Genomic DNA, 16246 nt, shown 5'->3' with positions numbered 1-16246 from the left:
CCGTGTGCCTGTCCGTCCCCGTCGTCGTCACCTCGTCTCAGCCCTCCTGGTCGTTCGTGGTGCCGTCGTCCCCGCCCGCCGGTGTGCTCCCGCCTCCGCGTGTGGGGCCGGTGCCGGACTGCTTGCGCGTACGGGTCCGGGGCGCGGCGGTCCTGGCCGCGGCGCGCCGCTTGCCGGCGGTCTTCTCGGCGGGTGTCTTCCTGGGCGATGTCCCCCTGTCGGGCTCCGCCGTCTCCGGCCCGCTCTCCGTCTCCGCCCGCGACGTGGGAGCGGCGGATCTGGCTGCCATGCCGCCCGCGCGGCTCGCCCGGGCCGCCACCTTCCGGGCGGCCGTCCCGGACGCGCGTTCCGCGGGTACGGCGGCGGGATCGGCGGTGCCGGTGCCAGGCCGTCTCGGGGCTCCGGGCGCGCCCGGAGCCCCGAAGGGCAGCGCGCGCACCATGTGCCGCTGGACCGGCCGGGGCACGACGGGCTGTCCGCGGCCCTCGATCAGCACCAGGGCCGCCTGGTAGGCGACCGACAGCGAGTACGGCGTCTGGTGGAGCATCCCCCACAGCTTGGAGGTCTCGTCGATGTCCATCTGGGCCGGTGTGAAGCGCACCCTCTGGACGGCTTCCGTCAGGTCGCCGCCCGCCAGGTACGGCCGCTGCGCGGCCTCCTCGATCAGGTGTCCCGGTAGTACCGGGAACTCGTGCAGGGTGCGTACCACACAGCCGATGAGCCGCTGTCCGACCAGCTCCGCCTCGTTGCCGTAGGCGCTGATCAGGTAGTGCAGGTCCAGGGCCGCCGCCGGGCGCCTGAGCAGGGTGCCGTCCGGGGCGCGGGTGGGCAGGTCGTCGTTGCGCCGGGAGGTGTTCGGGGTGACCTGGTAGAGGAAGACGGTGATGGTGGCGTCGTCGGTGGCCTCCGCCGGTGGGCGCTCGGTCTTCACCGCGACCTGCATGTCGATCTCGGGCCGCAGATTGTGTTCGATCAGCAGGGCGAGTGCCTGTGTGACCGTGGCGATGGCGAGTGCGTTGCTCATCTCCTCAGTCCCTCCGCTCGCTGCCGGCCAGGTAGTCCGCGAGGCTCAGCGCGGGTACGGGCCGCGCCGGCCGCTGCGGCCGGTCCGTGCCGGTGGGACCCGTGGCCGGAGGTGCGGCGCTGACCTCCAGCCGGCCGATCCGGACGTGTACGGTCCGCTCCGCCGTGCGGGGCCGGCGCCTCCCGGCGGCGGCGCGTGCGGCGTCGCGTGCCGCCGAGGCGCCGGCGGCACTGGGCCGCAGGGGCACCGCGGCGTTGGGTGGGGAGGCGGGGCCCGCGTTCCGGAAGGCGGGGGCGGGCGCCGCCGCGGAGGGCGCGTCCCGATCCGCACGTGCCGGGACCGTGTGCCCGCCGCGCCGGGGCGTGGGTTCCGTTCCGGGGCGCGGCGGGGCCGTCGTGGGGGCGGTGGTCCGCGGTGACCGGGCGGGGCGCGCCGCCACGGGCGGTCGTGTCCGGTCGCCGTGCGGGGCGGGCTCGGTCCGCACCACGGTGTGGTGCTCGGTGCGGATCTCCCGCTCGTGCCGGACCGCCGTCCGCTCCTCCCCCGGCAGTACGGCCGGACGGAGCGCGGGCCGGAGGAAGGGGTCGGCTTCGTCCTGCCCCCGGTGGTCCGCCCGTAGTGCCTCGACGCGCTCGTACGGCTCGGGCAGCCGCGGGCGCACCCGTACGGGGGTGTCCGGCCCGCCGCCCGCGGCGGGCCCGGCGCTCAGGGCCGCGGGGGCGTGCCGGGTCAGCAGCCGGTCGAAATGGTCAGACATCGGCGCACAACTCCAGGTAGTAGCGGCGGCGCAGTGGGCTGAGCGCCAGGATCTCCGGCTCGGTCCAGCCGTACGCGCCGGCGAGCAGATGGACGTCGAGGAGCAAATCCCTTGCCCAGGCGTCGAGTTCGGCCCAGAGGTAGGAGGCGATGTCGAGCTCGGCCCGGGTCGTTCCGCCGCATTCGGGGCAGTGGACCTTGAGTGTCACGTCGGCGGCCGGGTCGGCCTGTCCGGCGGCCTCGGCGACGCGCCGCAACACTGTCTCGGGGAGCAGGGCGGGCAGCCGGCCGGCGGGCACCGGACGCCCTGCGCGCCGGGCCGACACGGCGCAGCGGGCGGCCAGCAGGGCCCGGGCGGAGGCTCCGTCCGTCTCCTGCCCGTCTCCCGTGCCGTGTCCGGCTTCCGCGGCCCGACCGTCTTCCACGGCCTCGGCCACGGCCACCAGATCGGCGACGGTCGGCAGCCGGAACTCCACCTCCCAGTCCTCCTCGGCCACCCGCAGCGGGGCGTCCCGCCGGGGCGGCCGGGCGGCCAGGCCGTCCGTGCCGAGGTCGAACTCCATCGCCTCCCCGCACGGTTCGCACTCCACCCGCACCTGCATCCGCTCGCCGAACAGCGCCCGGCGCAGTGCGAACAGATCGGCCTCCCGCTCGCCGACCGGCACCGACAGCAGCTCGCCGTCGCCGGCCTCCGGGCGGGCGGTGCGGTGCAGCAGGAGGGCCCGGCCGGGATCGGTGAGCCCCAGCCCCGCCTCCCAGACGGCCAGCAGTTCCGCGGGCCCCGCCGCCGGCGTCCCGGTCGCCGCCGCCGTCTGCACCGCCCCCTCCGTCATCCGCCGTACCGTCCGCTCAGGGGTTGGTGAAGGAGGGCTCGGTGGGCTCGGGCACCTCGTAGTCGCGCTCCCAGCCCTCGCACTCCAGCTTGAGGCTCTGGATGGCCACCGCGTTGGCGTTGGCGTCCAGCTCGCCCAGCACCTGGTACTCGCTCGGCCAGGTCCGGTAGAGCTTGTGCGAGACGGCCACCTGCCCGGCCTCGTTGAGGACCTGGATGACGATGTCCTTGCGGAAGTCGGCGAGCGACACCTCCGCGCCGAGACCGGCGCCGACCTGCCACACCTTGTTGGCCCAGCGGTCGAATTCGGGGTCGTGCGTGACGCCGCGCTCCAGGGTGATGCCCTCGAACTCGGAACGGCCCGGCGATTTGCGCGGTGAGCTCGGGTCGCCGCCGTGCCGGTGCTTGACCACTTCCGTGGTCCGCTTCAGCGGGCTGATCTTACTGACGCCCGCGACCGTGCGCCCGCCCCACAGCACCAGGAACTTGAAGTTCTTGTAGGGGTCAAAGCGCTGCGCGTTCACCTGGAATTCAGCCATCGGAATCCTAAGTCTCGAACTGTCCGGCGGTCTGCTGGATCTTGACGACCACGAATTCGGCGGGTCTGACCGGCGCGATTCCGACCAGGACGTTCACCACACCGCGCGCGACGTCCTCTTCGGTGGTGGTCTCCCCGTCGCACCTGACGAAGTACGCCTCGCGCGGGGTGGCGCCCTTGAAGGCGCCCTGCCGGAAGAGGGTGTTGAGGTAGGCCGAGGCGTCCAGCCGGATCTGCTGCCACAGCTGCTCGCCGTTGGGTTCGAACACCACCCACCGCAGTCCGCGGTACAGGCTCTCCTCGATGTGCAGTGTCAGCCGCCGCACGGAGACGTACTTCCACTCGCTGTCGAGGGCGTCCGCGCCCTGGAGGGTGCGGGCGCCCCAGACCACCGATCCGACGGCCGGCAGGGTGCGCAGGCAGTTGACGCCGAGCGGGTTCAGCAGGGCGTTCTCCCGGTCGGTGAGCCGCACGCTCAGCGAGCGCACGCCCGCCAGCCGCGCCGCGGTGCCCGCGGGCGCCTTCCACACGCCGCGCTCGGCGTCGGTGCGGGCGCAGACGCCGGCGATCGCGCCCGAGGGCGGGAAGGAGCGCAGCCGTCCCGTGAGCGGGTCGTTCATCTGCACCTGGGGGAAGTACAGCGCCGTCTGCCCGTCCCGTACGGGGTCGAAGGCGCTCAGTCCGGCACGGGCGCTGTCGACGTCGGCCCAGGAGCCGGGGGCGTCCGCGAGCAGGAAGATCCGCCGCTCCCGGCAGAGCGCCTGTGCGGCCGAGATCACCATGATCATGTCGTCGGTGGAGTCGTAGGCCGCGAGTTCCGGGAGGGACAGCAGGCTGACGTCGTCGACGTCGCGCAGCGCGTGGAGCCCGGTCTTGCCGGCCTCGTCGCCGATGATGTCGCGCGGGCCGGGCGGGTCTCCGTCCACGCCTCCGGTCAGCGGGAAGACCGGAGGGTTGACGGTGGCCTCCAGGCCCAGGTCGTTGGCGCACTCGCCGACGAAGCGGACGGTGTCGCGGGGGTCGGTGGAGCCCGCGACGACCTGGAGGCGCCGGCCGAACGCGGTGACCTCCGCGCCGGCGAAGGCCCGCCTGCCGGGCGCGTCCGGGAGGGCGCGCAGCTTGCGTTCCAGGAGCAGGGCCAGCTCGGCGACGTTCCGCGGGGGCTCACCGTCCCGGTCGGGGTCGTGGAGCGTGAACTCGCGTTCCACATCACCGATCTTCACGGTCAGGTCGACGGCGAGGTCGGGCAGCTCGTCGGCGAACGGCTTGGAGACCGTGCCCGAGGGGTCCGGCCTGCCCTCGCCGACGACGTCGGCCCTCACCAGAGTGGAGCCGGCGTTCACCACCGTCTCGGCGTGGCGGCCGTGGCCCGGGGCCATGGACAGGCCGGTGAAGGTCTCGCGCGTGCCGCCGTCGGCGTCCAGGACCCGCAGATTGAAGGTCTCCTCGGGCTCACGGGTGTCGTGGTCGACGGCCAGACGCAGCCGGGAGCCCCAGACGCCGGGCTCCTTGGCGTGCACGGTCATCACGGGGCAGGCGCTGTGCCCCTCGGTCGACTCCAGGGTGGCGCCAGCCTCCTCGCCGGTGCCGGCCGCGGCGACGCGCACGACCACCGCGGTGGTGCCGCCGTTGCCGAAGAACTGGTGTACGGCGTAGGCGACGGCGCTCTGCGCCGTGAGCCCGCCGAAGCGGCGTTCGAAGTCCGCGAAGCCGGTGACCCGCACCGGCCGGTTGAGCGGGCCTCGGCGGGTGTGGCCCACGAAGGCGGTGACCGAGGTGGTGACCGCCGAGATGGTGCGGACGCTGCTGGGAAGCTCCTCGATGTATACGCCGGGATGGCCCGTTTGCACCGGCATTCCCCTCCATTCCCTTCGTGCGCCGAGAGTTGGGGAGAAAAGGTGAAGAGAATGCGCGCAGACGGCAACGCACCGCGCACGCCTTTTCGATTCCCCCGTCACACACCCCGTGCACGGTCGGTTTCGCACGGCCGGGCCGGGCGGCCCGTAACCCCTGATGCATGAGTTCTCCAGGAAGTGTCGAGCCCTGCCGCACGACGGGTCAAGGAGAGGTTTCGGTCATCCGGAAAGATCTTTCGGCCGGCGCGTCGCATCCTCGAATTCTGCCCGACCAAGCCGATTTATGGAGATTAAAAGATATGGAAATAAGATCAACGAGGAGCCCGTCCCGTAAAATCGGGCATCGACAACAGGAGGAATAAGCAATCCTCTCGGCGCGTCGATTTGCGGTCCGCGCGGGCCGGCACCGGATCCCGCCCGGCCCGGGGAGGATCCGGCGTCCGGCGCCGTGGCCGGAACCGGCCCACACCCGGCTCGCGCCGGACCTCCGGGTGCGCGCGGGCCGCTACCCCGCGTCCTTCGAGGGCCGGGCGCGTACGTGCATCCGCTCGCCCTGCGGCCCGAAGATGCTGAGGAACTCGACGGGGCGCTCCCCGGCGTTCGCGAAGCCGTGGGGGGTGCGGGTGTCGAACTCGGCGGCCTCCCCCGCCCCCAGGACGAGATCGTGCTCGCCCAGGGCCAGCCGCAACCGCCCGGACAGGACGTAGAGCCACTCGTAGCCCTCGTGTGTCTGCTGCTCGGGCCGCCCGCCCTTGCCGTATCCGGCGGGCATGATCTGCTTGTAGGCGCGCAGGCCGCCCAGGCTGCGGGTCAGCGGCACGAAGGTCTGCCCGTACCGGTTGAAGGGACGGGGGTGGACACGGGGGTCGCCGGTGGCGGGCGCGCCGACGAGTTCGTCCAGGGGAACGCTGTAGACCCTGGCCAGGGGGAGCAGCAGTTCCAGGGTTGGTCTGCGCTGCCCCGACTCCAGTCGCGAGAGGGTGCTGAGCGATATCCCGGTCGTCTCGCTCACCTGGGAGAGCGTGGCGCCACGCGCCTGGCGCAGGGTCCGCAGCCGGGAGCCCACACCGGTCAGAACGTTCTCGAGGTCGTCGTCGGCCATTCCCCTATTTGCTGTTCCGGCAAAGATGTTTGTCAAGTGGGCGGTCCTGGGCGGAGGCTTGCCGCATGACGGAAGGAGAGACATGAACGGACATGACGGGCGTTCCGCGATCCCACCCGCCCGGGGCGCCGGGCACCTCTACGACGTGGTGGTCGTCGGGGGCGGCGCCGCCGGACTGAGCGGGGCGCTGACCCTGGCCCGGGCGCGCCGCTCGGTCCTGGTGGTCGACTCCGGGCGGCCGCGCAACGCCCCGGCCGCCGGTGTCCACGGCTACCTGGGGTTCGACGGCACACCGCCCCCGGAGCTGGCGGCCGCCGGACGCGCCGAGGTGCTGCGCTACGGGGGCGAGATCGTCCCGGGTACCGTCACGGCCGCCGAACGCCTGCCCTCCGGAGGCTTCCGCCTCTCCCTGGACGACGGCACCGCCGTGGCGGCGGGCCGGCTGCTGGTGGCCACGGGCCTGGCCGACGAGCTGCCCGGGGTGCCGGGGCTGGCGCGGCTGTGGGGGCGCGATGTCCTGCACTGTCCGTACTGCCACGGCTGGGAGGTGCGCGACCGGGCGATCGGCGTGCTGTCCACCGGGCCGGCGGCCGTCCGGCAGGCGCTGCTGTGGCGGCAGTGGAGCGCGGACGTGACCCTGTTCCGGCACACCGGCCCCGAGCCCGGCGACCGGGAGTACGAGCGGCTCGCCGCCCGCGGTGTCGCCGTCGTCGACGGCGAGGTGACCGGCCTGGAGACAGGCGGCGGACGTCTGACCGGGGTGCGTCTGGCGGGCGGGCGGACCGTACCGTGCCGGGCGCTGGTGGTCGCCCCCCGGTTCGCCGCCCGTGCGGGCTTCCTGGCGGATCTGGGGCTGGAGACGGCCGGGCAGGTGAGGAGCGGCCATGTCATCGGCGAGCACATCCCCGCCGACGCCACCGGTGCCACCGCCGTGCCCGGGGTGTGGGTGGCCGGAAACGCCACCGATCTGACGGGGCAGGTCGTCGGCGCCGCCGCCGCGGGCGTGAACGCGGCCGCGGCGATCAACGCCGATCTGGTCGAGGAGGAGACCGACCGGGCCGTCGCGGCCCGTGACGGCCTCGGAAGGAAGGTTCTGCGATGAGCGGTCACACGACGAACGGCGACGGCACGGACGGCGCCTCGCCCGGGGAGTTCTGGGACGACTTCTACGGTGCGGGCGAGCGGGTCTGGAGCGGCGAGCCCAACGCCGCCCTGGTCCGAGAGACGGCGGGTCTGGCCCCGGGCAGCGCCCTGGACCTGGGCTGCGGGGAGGGGGACGACGCGATCTGGCTCGCGCGGCAGGGCTGGCGCGTCACCGCGGTGGACGTCTCGCGGATCGCCCTGGAACGCGGAGCCGAGCGGGCACGGCGGGCGGACGTCGCCGACCGGATCGACTGGCAGCGGCACGACCTGGCCGAGTCCTTCCCCCGCGGCGTCTTCGATCTGGTCTCCGCCCACTTCCTGCACGCCCCCTCCCCCGTCGAGCTGCCCCGGGAGCGGATCCTGCGCGACGCCGCGGCGGCCGTGTCGCCGGGCGGCGTCCTGCTGGTCGTCGGGCACGCCGGCCCTCCTCCGTGGGCGGCCGACCACGGCCACGACGACCATCCGCCCCTGCCCACGTCGGCGGAGGTCCTCGGCTCGCTCGGCCTCCCGGAGCGGGAGTGGGAGCCTCTGGTGAGCGGGGAGTACCGGCGCGAGGCGACCGGACCCGACGGGCAGCGGGCCGTCCTGGAGGACGCCGTGCTCAAACTGCGGCGGCTGCCCGGCTGAGACCTCGGGACGGGGACGGGGACGGGGCCGGGCCCGGCCGGGAACTCGTGCGCGTTCCCGGCCGGGCCCGATGGTGCGCGGGGCCACGCCCCGGCTCCGGTACGTCAGACGAGCCGGGCCTCCAGGGTGATGTTCTTGACGCCCGCCAGGGCCTGGCTGACCGGGCAGTTGGCCTTGGCCTCCTCGGCGGCCGCCTGGAAGTCCTCCTCGGACAGCCCGGGGACGGTGGCGCGGACGGTCAGCTTGATGGCGGTGATGCCCTCGCCCGGCTGGAAGGTGACGTCCGCCTGGGTGTCGAGCTTCTCCACCGTGTGGCCCTTGCGCGCCAGGCCGCCCGAGAAGGCCATCGAGTAGCAGGAGGAGTGGGCCGCCGCGATCAGCTCCTCGGGGCTGGTCTTGCCACCGGGCTCCTCGGCGCGGGCGGGCCAGCTCACCTCATAGGTGCCGATACCGGAGGATTCGAGGGCGACGCTGCCCTTGCCCTCGAGGAGGTTGCCTTCCCAGTGGGTCTTGGCGGTACGGGTGGTGGCCATGACTGTCGCTCCTGACGGGTTGTGAGTGACAAGAAGGTCTGCGGTGATCAGTTTATGCGGCACGGCCGCCCCGGTCCGGCGAACCGGCCCGGGCCCGGCGCGTGCCGCGCCGGGGCGGGTCCCACGGGCCGCCCGGAGCGGATGACCGACGGCCCGCGGCCCGCGGCGCCGGTAGCCTCCCTTCCCGCCAGACGCGGCGGCACACATCCGCCCCCTGGGATGTGGCTCCCGCCCCCGCGATCCCGCACGCGGGCCCCGCGCTAGGGTGCAGCGTGCTCCTGCGATCCCCTCACGGCTCCCTGGCCGGCGTACGCGTCCTGCACCACCGGGAGCAGGACGTTTCCTGGCCGATGCTGTTCTGGCGGCCCGAGTCCCGGCGGCGGATGATCAGCAGCGCACTGCTGGGCGGCGGGCTCGGTGAGCGCGGCTGGGTCCTCAACGTCCAGGTGCCCCCGGGCTACGCGCGCCTGGACGCCGAGCGGCACCTGGCCGAGCTGGCCGGGCGGGCGGGCGCGGAGGGCCCCGGTGTGGGCCTGATGACCGCGGCCCGGGTGCTGGACCACTGTGTCGCGGTGGACGAGGGGGCCGAGGCCCTGGTCACGGCCGGGATCGGCGTACACGGCTGGGCCGCCGCGCCGGGCGCGGGCAGTGGCGGACCGCTGCCCGCCGGCACCATCAACATCCTGGTCTCGGTGCCGGTCGCGCTGTCGGACGCCGCCCTGGTCAACGCCGTGGCCACGGCCACCGAGGCCAAGGTCCAGGCGCTGCGGGACGCCGGTGTGGACGCCTCGGGCACGCCGACCGACGCGGTGTGCGTCGCCGCCGCGCCGCCTTCGCCGGGCCGTCCGACCGCCGTCGAGCCCTTCGCCGGCCCCCGCTCCCGGTGGGGCGCCCGCCTGGCCCGTGCGGTGCACCGGGCGACCTATCTGGCCTGCACGCGTACGGCGGCGCCCGAGGGCTGACGGTCCGTCCGGCTCACGGGTCCGCGCAGACCCCGCGCGCCCGCTCCAGATCCTTCTTCTCCTGCGCGTCGAACCCGAAGGCCGGGAGAACCCGGTGGTGCGACTTCCCGAGCGACTCCGCGAGCGGCTCGTACCGCTCGTCGCCCGCGGCCGCCGAGGCGGAGAGGGCCTGCGCCGCCCCAGCGGTTGAGCGGCGCCTCACCGGTCGGCCCCTTGTCCGTGCACCGCGACTCGTCGAAGCGGTCCAGGGCGCCGCACGCCGCACGCGCGTCGGCCTCCGGGCCTGCGGCGACGCCGCTTCCGCCGGTGAGGGCCCAGGCGGTCCCGACGCCCGCGCCGCCGATCACCGGTCCGGCCGCCGGCGCGGCCAGGAACGGGCCCGCGCGGCGTCGGGCGGGGGTCGCCAAAGTTTCGAACGGTTGCCGCATGGGGCCGAAGCGTGGTGGCGGGCCGCCGCGCCGCGATGGGCGCCTCCCGCTGCGAACCGCCCCGCCCGGCGCCCGGGTTGCCAGGCGGCCGAGTCGCCCGGCCGGCGGACGGTTCGCCCCCGCATCCGGGGTCAGGCCGCGCCGTGGAGGCGGCGGTGCAGTTCGCGCACCTCCCGCGCGAGGCCGGGGACCGGCCCCTCCACCGCGACACCGGGCGCGATCTCCTCCACCGGCAGCGTCCGCACCGGCGGTGCGGGCACGCCCAGTTCGTGCAGCCAGGAGGCCAGTTGCGCGGAGGAGCTCGCGTAGACGATGCGGCCCAGCCCGACCCAGGCGTGGGCGGCGGCGCACATCGGGCAGTGCTCTCCGGAGGTGTAGACGGTCGCCGCCGCCCGTTCCTCCGGTGTCATGTGGGCGGCGGCCCAGCGCGCCAGCTCGAACTCCGGGTGGCGGGTGCGGTCGCCGAGGGCGACGCGGTTGCGGTCCTCGGCCAGGACCGTCCCGTCCCCGCCGACGAGTACGGAGCCGAACGGTTCGTCGCCCGCCTCCAGCGCCTCGGTCGCCAGTTCCACGCAGCGGCGCAGATGGCGCAGCCCGGCCTCGTCCACCATGACGGCCTCCCCGGTGTGTGATCCCGCGGCTCGGATGCTACTGCGCCCTCCCCGGAGGGGGCCCGTCTCCGCCGCGCCCCCTCCGGGGAGGGCGGGAGCTCGCGCTCCCGCCCGGCCGGGTCAGTACATGGTCGCCTTGTAGGCGCTGAGCGCCTCGGGGACGGGCTGGTAGAAGGTGGTGCCGCCCCTGCGGCAGTCGCCGCTGCCGCCGGAGGTGATGCCCAGGGCCCTGGAGCCGTCGTAGAGCGGGCCGCCGGAATCGCCGGGCTCCGCGCAGACGTTCGTCTGGATCATGCCGCGGACGGTGCCGCTCCCGCTGTAGCGGACCGTGACGTTCAGGGCGGTGACGGTGCCGCTGTGGGTGCCGGTGGTGGATCCGGTGCGCTTGACCGACTGGCCCACGTAGGCGTCGGCCGGGGCGAAGCCGCCCGGGTGCCCCAGGGAGGTGTTGTCGTAGCGGACGAGGGCGTAGTCGTTTCCGGGGAAGCTCGACTTCACGGTCGGGCCGATGAGCGTGCGCTGGCCGGAGTCGGCGTACCAGGTGTCGACCACGTCGCCGCAGTGCCCGGCGGTGAGGAAGTGGTACGTGCCGCCGCTGAGGACGTTGAAGCCGAGCGAGCAGCGGTAGCCGTTGCCGTAGATGGCGTCGCCGGCGGAGCCCAGCGGGGCGATGGTGCCGGGTGTCCGCTCGATCCTGATCGCACCCGCGTCCGCGCCCGCGGCCTTCCGCAGGGCCGCCACGTCGGCGGGCGAGACGGTGCTGTCGGCGGTGACGACGACGCGTCCGGTCCGGTCGTCGGTGTGCCAGGCGATGCCGTCGACGTCCGTGTGGAGCACGGCGTCGCTCACCCGGGAGAGTTCGGCCGCGCCGTAGGCGCGCGGGGCGGCCGCGGTGGCGCTCGGTGCGGTGGTCACGGCGGCGACGCCCAGGCCGATCGCTGCGGCGAGCAGCCGAACGCGGCGGGCGGTGCTCCCGGTGGTGCTCCTTGCGGTGGTGCGCCTGGTCCTCACGTGGTCTCCTCCTCGTGGTGGGGAAGCCGGTGGGCGACGGCACGTGGGGGGTGTCGCGCGGCGCGCGGAGACGTGTCCACCGAGGTCCATTGATGACGTGCACCTGACATCAACAGAGCGAGTATCGGGCCGCTCCGGCGCCCCGCACAAGACCGCCTCCCGCCCCCGTCCGCCCCTCAGGGGCGCCGGGCCACGACCAGCCGGCAGCGGGGGCTGCCGTCCTCCCGCCGGCCGAGCTCCTCCAGCGGCAGCGTGCCCACCTCGAACCCCGCGTCGGTCAGCTCACGGCGCACCTGGGGAAGGGGGAACGTGCGGTAGTACATGACGAACGGAGGGCGCCACAGCGCGTTGCGCACCCGCATCGCCGCGTCGAAGCCCCACAGCGTCCAGTAGGCACGCGACCCGATGCGGGGCGGCGCGCCGACGGGGAAGGCGAACAGGCCCCCGGGCCGGAGCGCCGCGTACACCCCCGCGAACAGCCCGGGCCGCTCCCGGGGCAGGAAGTGCCCGAACGCCCCGAAGCTGACGGCCAGGTCGAAGGCCCCGGCGAAGGGCAGCCTCCGTACGTCGGCGCGCACCCAGCCGACCGCCGGGCCGCCGGGGTCCCCCGGGTGGGCGGAGCGGGCCTCGCCGAGCATGCCGGCGCTGAAGTCGACGCCCACGGCCCGCCGTTCGCACAGCCGCAGCAGGACGCCCGTGCCCGCGCCGGTCCCGCAGCACACGTCCAGGCCCTCTCCGAACGGCCCCAGCGGTTCGAGCGCGCGTGCGGTGGCCTCCAGCAGGCGGTCCGAGGTCCTGAACGGCGTCAGGTCGAACTTCGGCGCGAGCAGGTCGTAGCCGCGCTCGACGGACGACAGCGCCTGCACGGCGAGTTCGGGGAGGGTGGGGCCCTGAGCGGTGAACATGGTGCCCACCGTAACGAGCCGGTGGACCGGCTGTCGCCGGAACAGCCCTCCGCCCCTGCCGGCGGGGGCCGGGGCAGGGGCGGAGGGCTGTTCCGGCGGGCCGGCCGGGGCAGGCCCGGGCGTCACATCTCGAAGACCACGCGGGCCCTGACATGGCCTCCGAGGATCTCCTCTATGCAGTCGTTGACGGCTTCCAGCGGGCGGGTCTCGTAGATCACCTTCGTGCGTCCGGCCGCGTGGAGGGCGAAGACCTCCGCGAGGTCCTGCCGGGTGCCGACGATCGAGCCGATGACGGAGGTGCCGTTCAGCACGGTGTCGAAGACCGGGACGCGCAGGGCGCCGCCCGCCGGGAGCGAGACGAGCACCAGCTTCCCGCCGCGCCGCAGGCCGCGCTGGAGCGTCTCCGTCGCCCGGTCGTCGACGGCGAGCGCGATGGCGGCGTGGGCTCCACCGTGCCTGCGGAGCACCTCGGCCGGGTCCTCCTTGCGGGCGTCGATCAGGATGTCGGCGCCCAGTTCCCCGGCGAGGGAGAGCTTGTCGTCGGTGACGTCGATCGCCGCCACCGTGGCTCCGGCGATCTTGGCGTACTGGACGGCGAGGTGTCCCAGTCCGCCGATGCCGGAGACGGCCACCAGATCGGTCGGGCCCACCCCGGCCACCTTGACCGCCTTGTAGGTCGTCACGCCCGCGCAGGTCAGCGGGGCCGCCTCACGCGGGTCGATGCCGTCGGGCACCGGCTGGGCGAAGTCGGCGTGGGCGAGCATCATCTCGGCGTGGCCGCCGTCGACGCCGTAGCCGGTGTTCTTCTGCCGCTCGCACAGCGTCTCCCAGCCGGACAGGCAGTGCTCGCAGCGCCCGCAGGCCCAGCCGAGCCAGGGCACCGCCACCCGCTGGCCGACCGACAGATGGGTGACGTCGTCACCGAGCCGCTCGATGATGCCCACGCCCTCGTGGCCGGGGACGAAGGGCGGGTTCGGCTTGACCGGCCAGTCGCCGCGGGCGGCGTGGATGTCGGTGTGGCACAGACCCGACGCCTCGACGCGGATGCTGACCTGCGCGGGGCCGGGCCACGGATCGGGCCGGTCCTCGATGACCAGGGGCTCGCCGAGGGTTCGGACGACTGCTGCTCTCATGGCCTTGGCTCCTCGTGTCCGGTTCCGGCGTACCGGATTCCTGTTCTCCGGCTCCACCCTCCCGCCTCACGAGGGGGCGGCGGGAGGTCCGACAGGAGCAGTCCGCGGGGCCGAACGGCCCGTTCCCCCCGGGGCCGTACGGCCCCGGCCGGAGCGGCCGCACGGCACGGCGGTACGACGGTACGACCGGAGCGGCGGCGCGTGGCGCGGATTCGGACGGGGTGTCAGCGGCCGGGCGCGCCCAGGAGCGCGGCCAGGGCGCCGGGCAGGTCGTGCAGTGCGGCCGCGGCGCCGGGAATGCCCGGGGGCCAGCCCGGTCCGGCCGGGTGGACGGGGACGGAGACCGTCTCCAGCGCGGTCCGCAACCAGGAGAGGTCGGCCGTGGCGGGGGAGCGGGCCCACAGCACCACGGCACCGGGGCGGGCGCGGACGAGGGCGTCGCTCAGGGCGGAAACGGGCAGGTCGCCGGCCAGGAGGACGGCACGGCCCCCTTCGGCCAGGGCGGCGGCCAGGGCCGTCAGCGGCAGCGTGTGGTGCTCGGCCGGTGCGGCGGCCAGGAGCACGGGGCCGGAAGCGCCGGAGGCAACGGGGGCGGGCGGGAGCGCGGCGGCGCGGTCCTGGGCGTGGCGGCGCAGGGCGCTTTCGACGATGCCGCTGGTGACGTGCTCCACCTCGATGCCGCGGCCGGTCTCCTCCCAGTGGTCGCCGATGGCGGTGAGGGCGGGCGCGAGCACGGTCGTCCAGGCGCCGGCGGCCCCGAGCCGGGACAGCGCGGCCGACACCGCCGCCTGGACGGCCGCGGTGTCCAGCGCGTGCATGGCCTCGGTCAGCCCGGTCGCGCCCGCTTCCGCGCCCGGCGGACCGGCCGCGGCCACCGCTCGGGCCGCGTCGGCGGCGGGTACGCCGCGGCGGACGAGCGTACGCATGCGCTCCAGCCGCTCCAGGTCCCGCGCCGAGTAGCGGCGGTGTCCGCCGGGGGTCCGCCCGGAGGGGGCGAGGCCGTAGCGGCGCTCCCAGGCGCGGAGGGCGGCGGTGCTCATCTCCAGGCGCTCGGCCACCACCCCCACCGGCAGCAGGATCTGGCCCGCCTCCTGTCCGAAGGCCGGGTGCGCGGCGGCGCGGGAGGAGCGAGCGGAAGGCATGGCGTCATCGTCCGCCCAGGTCGGGACGGGCGCAAGTCACCGGCTGTACAAGTTGTGCACAACTTCGTTTGCCTCTGCCGAACATGGGCACCCGCGAAGCCACGGGCCGCCCCGAACGGTCCGGTGCGCCTTGGAGGGGGCTTTCACACGTGCGTCGGCACCGCGCCCTCCCCGTCGCCCATCCGCGCCGCGCGATGCCTCCGCCTCACCCGTCCAGAGCGCCCGTACTGAGAGCATTGTCTTCAATGTTCGGGTGTGAAAACTTCTGTCCGTATGTGCGCCGGGCGTCTCGGCCCCGCGCCGGGAAGGAGCCGCGATGCGGCACCAGGCCACCGACCTGGCCCTCGCCCCTGCCAGCCCCGCACCCGCACATCCCGTGTCGGCCGCCCTGGGGGGAGAGCAGACCGTCCGGGCCGCGCCCCGGCCGCCGCACCGCCCGGACGAGGCCCGCGCGGAACACCCCGCGGGCCGCCGTGCGGACCGCGGCCCTCTCTCCCGGGACCCCGACCGTGACGTCACGGCCACCGTCGACGCCGTGCTCACCGAGCATCTGACACTGCGGCGGGCCGAGGCGCGGCGGATCAGCGACCGGTTCACCGCCGATGTCGCCGACTGCCTGATCGACCTGGTGCGGCGCGGAGGCAAGCGGCTGCGTCCGGCGTTCCTGTGGTGGGGCTGGCGGGCGGGCGGCGGCACGCCGGAGCACGCCGACGCGGAGGCGGTACTGCACGCGGCCGCCGCGCTGGAGCTGATCCAGGCCTGTGCGCTGGTGCACGACGACCTGATGGACGACTCACCGCTGCGCCGCGGCGCGCCCGCCGCCCATGTGGCCCTCGCCCGCCGGCACCGCGCCCAGGGCCTGCGCGGGGACGCGGAGGTGTTCGGGGCGTCCGCCGCCCTTCTGACGGGTGATCTGGCCCTGGTCTGGGCGGAGGACCTGTGGGACGCGGCGTCCCCCTGCGAGGAGGCCCGGCGGCGGGCCCGTCCCGTCTGGCGGGCGATGCGCACCGAGATGGTGGCCGGTCAGTACCTGGACCTGTACGGGCAGGCGGCCGGCGCGCCCTCCCCCTCCTCCTCCCTGCGCATCGCCCGCCTCAAGAGCGGGCTGTACACCGTGGAGCGCCCGCTGCACCTGGGGGCGGCGCTGGCCGGCGCGGACGCGCACACCACCTCGGCGCTGCGGCGGGCCGGGCGGTGCGCCGGGGTGGCCTTCCAGCTGCGCGACGACCTCCTGGGCGTCTTCGGGGATCCGGCCCGCACGGGGAAGCCCGCGGGCGACGACGTGCGGCAGGGCAAGCCCACCCATCTGATGGCCCTGGGCCTGCGCCTGGCCCGCGTCCGCGGCCGGCGCGCGGACCGGGAACTGCTGGAGCGGGCGCTCGGCGACCCCGCGCTGACCGAGGGGGAACTGGGCCGGGTGCGCGCCGCGCTGACCGAACTGGGGGCCCGTGAGGCCGTGGAGCGGCGTGTCGGCTCTCTGGCCGGCGAGGCGCTGGCCGCGCTGGAGGAGGCCGCACTCGACGGGATTCCGGCCCGGAAGCTCTCGGCGCTGCTGTACGCCGTCCTGGGCGATCCGGACGCCGGCCACCACCGCCCGGGCGGCGCCCCCCGCGACACCGCCGTCCTCCCCACCCGCTGAACAC

The 16246-nt window shown here is 75.0% G+C and carries 17 protein-coding genes; 4 read left to right on the top strand and 13 right to left on the bottom strand.

Annotated elements, in window-relative coordinates:
* Nucleotides 1-37 precede the first annotated feature (37 nt).
* From ACW69E_RS18170 to ACW69E_RS18145, 6 genes are all read right to left on the bottom strand, one after another.
* Nucleotides 38-1024, bottom strand: a complete 987-nt coding sequence (locus ACW69E_RS18170; protein WP_457499299.1) for a Pvc16 family protein — start codon at nucleotides 1022-1024, stop codon at nucleotides 38-40.
* A 4-nt stretch (nucleotides 1025-1028) separates the two neighbouring features.
* Nucleotides 1029-1781, bottom strand: a complete 753-nt coding sequence (locus ACW69E_RS18165; RefSeq protein WP_457499298.1) for a hypothetical protein — start codon at nucleotides 1779-1781, stop codon at nucleotides 1029-1031.
* Nucleotides 1774-2613 (bottom strand): hypothetical protein, encoded by an 840-nt coding sequence (locus ACW69E_RS18160; RefSeq protein ID WP_457499297.1) that lies wholly within the window; start codon nucleotides 2611-2613, stop codon nucleotides 1774-1776. The genes ACW69E_RS18165 and ACW69E_RS18160 overlap by 8 nt, the downstream gene beginning before the upstream one ends.
* A gap of 16 nt (nucleotides 2614-2629) precedes the next feature.
* Nucleotides 2630-3151 carry a phage tail protein gene (locus ACW69E_RS18155; RefSeq protein ID WP_093659737.1) on the bottom strand — a complete coding sequence of 174 codons (522 nt, stop codon included), beginning with the start codon at nucleotides 3149-3151 and terminating at the stop codon, nucleotides 2630-2632.
* Between the two features lie 7 nt (nucleotides 3152-3158).
* The gene (locus tag ACW69E_RS18150) at nucleotides 3159-5006 is read right to left on the bottom strand and encodes a phage tail sheath family protein (RefSeq protein WP_457499296.1); all 1848 of its coding nucleotides are present in this window, start codon (nucleotides 5004-5006) and stop codon (nucleotides 3159-3161) included.
* 505 nt (nucleotides 5007-5511) lie between these two features.
* Nucleotides 5512-6108, bottom strand: coding sequence for a helix-turn-helix domain-containing protein (locus tag ACW69E_RS18145; protein ID WP_457499295.1), 597 nt, complete (start codon nucleotides 6106-6108; stop codon nucleotides 5512-5514).
* Between the two features lie 82 nt (nucleotides 6109-6190).
* Here ACW69E_RS18145 and ACW69E_RS18140 point away from each other — a divergent pair, with 82 nt between their 5' ends.
* Both ACW69E_RS18140 and ACW69E_RS18135 read left to right on the top strand, forming a co-directional pair.
* A complete protein-coding gene (locus ACW69E_RS18140; protein ID WP_457499294.1) occupies nucleotides 6191-7210 on the top strand; it encodes an NAD(P)/FAD-dependent oxidoreductase in 1020 nt (339 codons plus the stop codon).
* Nucleotides 7207-7878, top strand: coding sequence for a class I SAM-dependent methyltransferase (locus ACW69E_RS18135; protein ID WP_457499293.1), 672 nt, complete (start codon nucleotides 7207-7209; stop codon nucleotides 7876-7878). Before ACW69E_RS18140 ends, ACW69E_RS18135 begins: the two co-directional genes overlap by 4 nt.
* Nucleotides 7879-7982: 104 nt before the next feature.
* Here the strand turns inward: ACW69E_RS18135 and ACW69E_RS18130 are convergent, their stop codons facing one another.
* Complete coding sequence (locus ACW69E_RS18130; protein WP_457499292.1) at nucleotides 7983-8411, bottom strand: OsmC family protein; 429 nt, start codon at nucleotides 8409-8411, stop codon at nucleotides 7983-7985.
* A 350-nt stretch (nucleotides 8412-8761) separates the two neighbouring features.
* Between ACW69E_RS18130 and ACW69E_RS18125 the strand changes: the two genes are divergently transcribed.
* Nucleotides 8762-9373 carry an adenosylcobinamide amidohydrolase gene (locus tag ACW69E_RS18125; RefSeq protein ID WP_457499361.1) on the top strand — a complete coding sequence of 204 codons (612 nt, stop codon included), beginning with the start codon at nucleotides 8762-8764 and terminating at the stop codon, nucleotides 9371-9373.
* Between the two features lie 13 nt (nucleotides 9374-9386).
* Here the strand turns inward: ACW69E_RS18125 and ACW69E_RS18120 are convergent, their stop codons facing one another.
* From ACW69E_RS18120 to ACW69E_RS18095, 6 genes are all read right to left on the bottom strand, one after another.
* On the bottom strand, nucleotides 9387-9575 hold the full coding sequence (locus tag ACW69E_RS18120) for a hypothetical protein (protein ID WP_457499291.1): 189 nt from the start codon (nucleotides 9573-9575) through the stop codon (nucleotides 9387-9389).
* Between the two features lie 357 nt (nucleotides 9576-9932).
* Entirely contained in the window at nucleotides 9933-10412 is a 480-nt protein-coding gene (locus ACW69E_RS18115) for a nucleoside deaminase (protein ID WP_457499290.1), read from the bottom strand.
* Nucleotides 10413-10532: 120 nt separating this feature from the next.
* Entirely contained in the window at nucleotides 10533-11423 is an 891-nt protein-coding gene (locus ACW69E_RS18110) for a S1 family peptidase (protein ID WP_457499289.1), read from the bottom strand.
* A 176-nt stretch (nucleotides 11424-11599) separates the two neighbouring features.
* On the bottom strand, nucleotides 11600-12328 hold the full coding sequence (locus ACW69E_RS18105; RefSeq protein ID WP_457499288.1) for a class I SAM-dependent methyltransferase: 729 nt from the start codon (nucleotides 12326-12328) through the stop codon (nucleotides 11600-11602).
* 122 nt (nucleotides 12329-12450) lie between these two features.
* Entirely contained in the window at nucleotides 12451-13461 is a 1011-nt protein-coding gene (locus ACW69E_RS18100) for a zinc-dependent alcohol dehydrogenase (protein ID WP_457499287.1), read from the bottom strand.
* 224 nt (nucleotides 13462-13685) lie between these two features.
* Entirely contained in the window at nucleotides 13686-14603 is a 918-nt protein-coding gene (locus ACW69E_RS18095) for a MerR family transcriptional regulator (RefSeq protein WP_457499286.1), read from the bottom strand.
* A 316-nt stretch (nucleotides 14604-14919) separates the two neighbouring features.
* Here ACW69E_RS18095 and ACW69E_RS18090 point away from each other — a divergent pair, with 316 nt between their 5' ends.
* The gene (locus ACW69E_RS18090) at nucleotides 14920-16242 is read left to right on the top strand and encodes a polyprenyl synthetase family protein (protein WP_457499285.1); all 1323 of its coding nucleotides are present in this window, start codon (nucleotides 14920-14922) and stop codon (nucleotides 16240-16242) included.
* The last annotated feature ends 4 nt before the right edge of the window (nucleotides 16243-16246 follow it).

It is taken from the genome of Streptomyces sp. SS8 (assembly GCF_054072955.1).
This window is presented reverse-complemented; position numbering and strand designations above follow the sequence as displayed.

What these genes read in the sequence shown, in the direction of transcription:
- ACW69E_RS18150 (WP_457499296.1), bottom strand. Translation starts at nt 5,006, where the DNA reads ATGCCGGTGCAAACGGGCCATCCCGGCGTATACATCGAGGAGCTTCCC.
- ACW69E_RS18170 (WP_457499299.1), bottom strand. Translation starts at nt 1,024, where the DNA reads ATGAGCAACGCACTCGCCATCGCCACGGTCACACAGGCACTCGCCCTG.
- ACW69E_RS18100 (WP_457499287.1), bottom strand. Translation starts at nt 13,461, where the DNA reads ATGAGAGCAGCAGTCGTCCGAACCCTCGGCGAGCCCCTGGTCATCGAG.
- ACW69E_RS18090 (WP_457499285.1), top strand. Translation starts at nt 14,920, where the DNA reads ATGCGGCACCAGGCCACCGACCTGGCCCTCGCCCCTGCCAGCCCCGCA.
- ACW69E_RS18145 (WP_457499295.1), bottom strand. Translation starts at nt 6,108, where the DNA reads ATGGCCGACGACGACCTCGAGAACGTTCTGACCGGTGTGGGCTCCCGG.
- ACW69E_RS18130 (WP_457499292.1), bottom strand. Translation starts at nt 8,411, where the DNA reads ATGGCCACCACCCGTACCGCCAAGACCCACTGGGAAGGCAACCTCCTC.
- ACW69E_RS18160 (WP_457499297.1), bottom strand. Translation starts at nt 2,613, where the DNA reads ATGACGGAGGGGGCGGTGCAGACGGCGGCGGCGACCGGGACGCCGGCG.
- ACW69E_RS18125 (WP_457499361.1), top strand. Translation starts at nt 8,762, where the DNA reads ATGCTGTTCTGGCGGCCCGAGTCCCGGCGGCGGATGATCAGCAGCGCA.
- ACW69E_RS18135 (WP_457499293.1), top strand. Translation starts at nt 7,207, where the DNA reads ATGAGCGGTCACACGACGAACGGCGACGGCACGGACGGCGCCTCGCCC.
- ACW69E_RS18105 (WP_457499288.1), bottom strand. Translation starts at nt 12,328, where the DNA reads ATGTTCACCGCTCAGGGCCCCACCCTCCCCGAACTCGCCGTGCAGGCG.
- ACW69E_RS18165 (WP_457499298.1), bottom strand. Translation starts at nt 1,781, where the DNA reads ATGTCTGACCATTTCGACCGGCTGCTGACCCGGCACGCCCCCGCGGCC.
- ACW69E_RS18155 (WP_093659737.1), bottom strand. Translation starts at nt 3,151, where the DNA reads ATGGCTGAATTCCAGGTGAACGCGCAGCGCTTTGACCCCTACAAGAAC.
- ACW69E_RS18095 (WP_457499286.1), bottom strand. Translation starts at nt 14,603, where the DNA reads ATGCCTTCCGCTCGCTCCTCCCGCGCCGCCGCGCACCCGGCCTTCGGA.
- ACW69E_RS18140 (WP_457499294.1), top strand. Translation starts at nt 6,191, where the DNA reads ATGAACGGACATGACGGGCGTTCCGCGATCCCACCCGCCCGGGGCGCC.
- ACW69E_RS18115 (WP_457499290.1), bottom strand. Translation starts at nt 10,412, where the DNA reads ATGGTGGACGAGGCCGGGCTGCGCCATCTGCGCCGCTGCGTGGAACTG.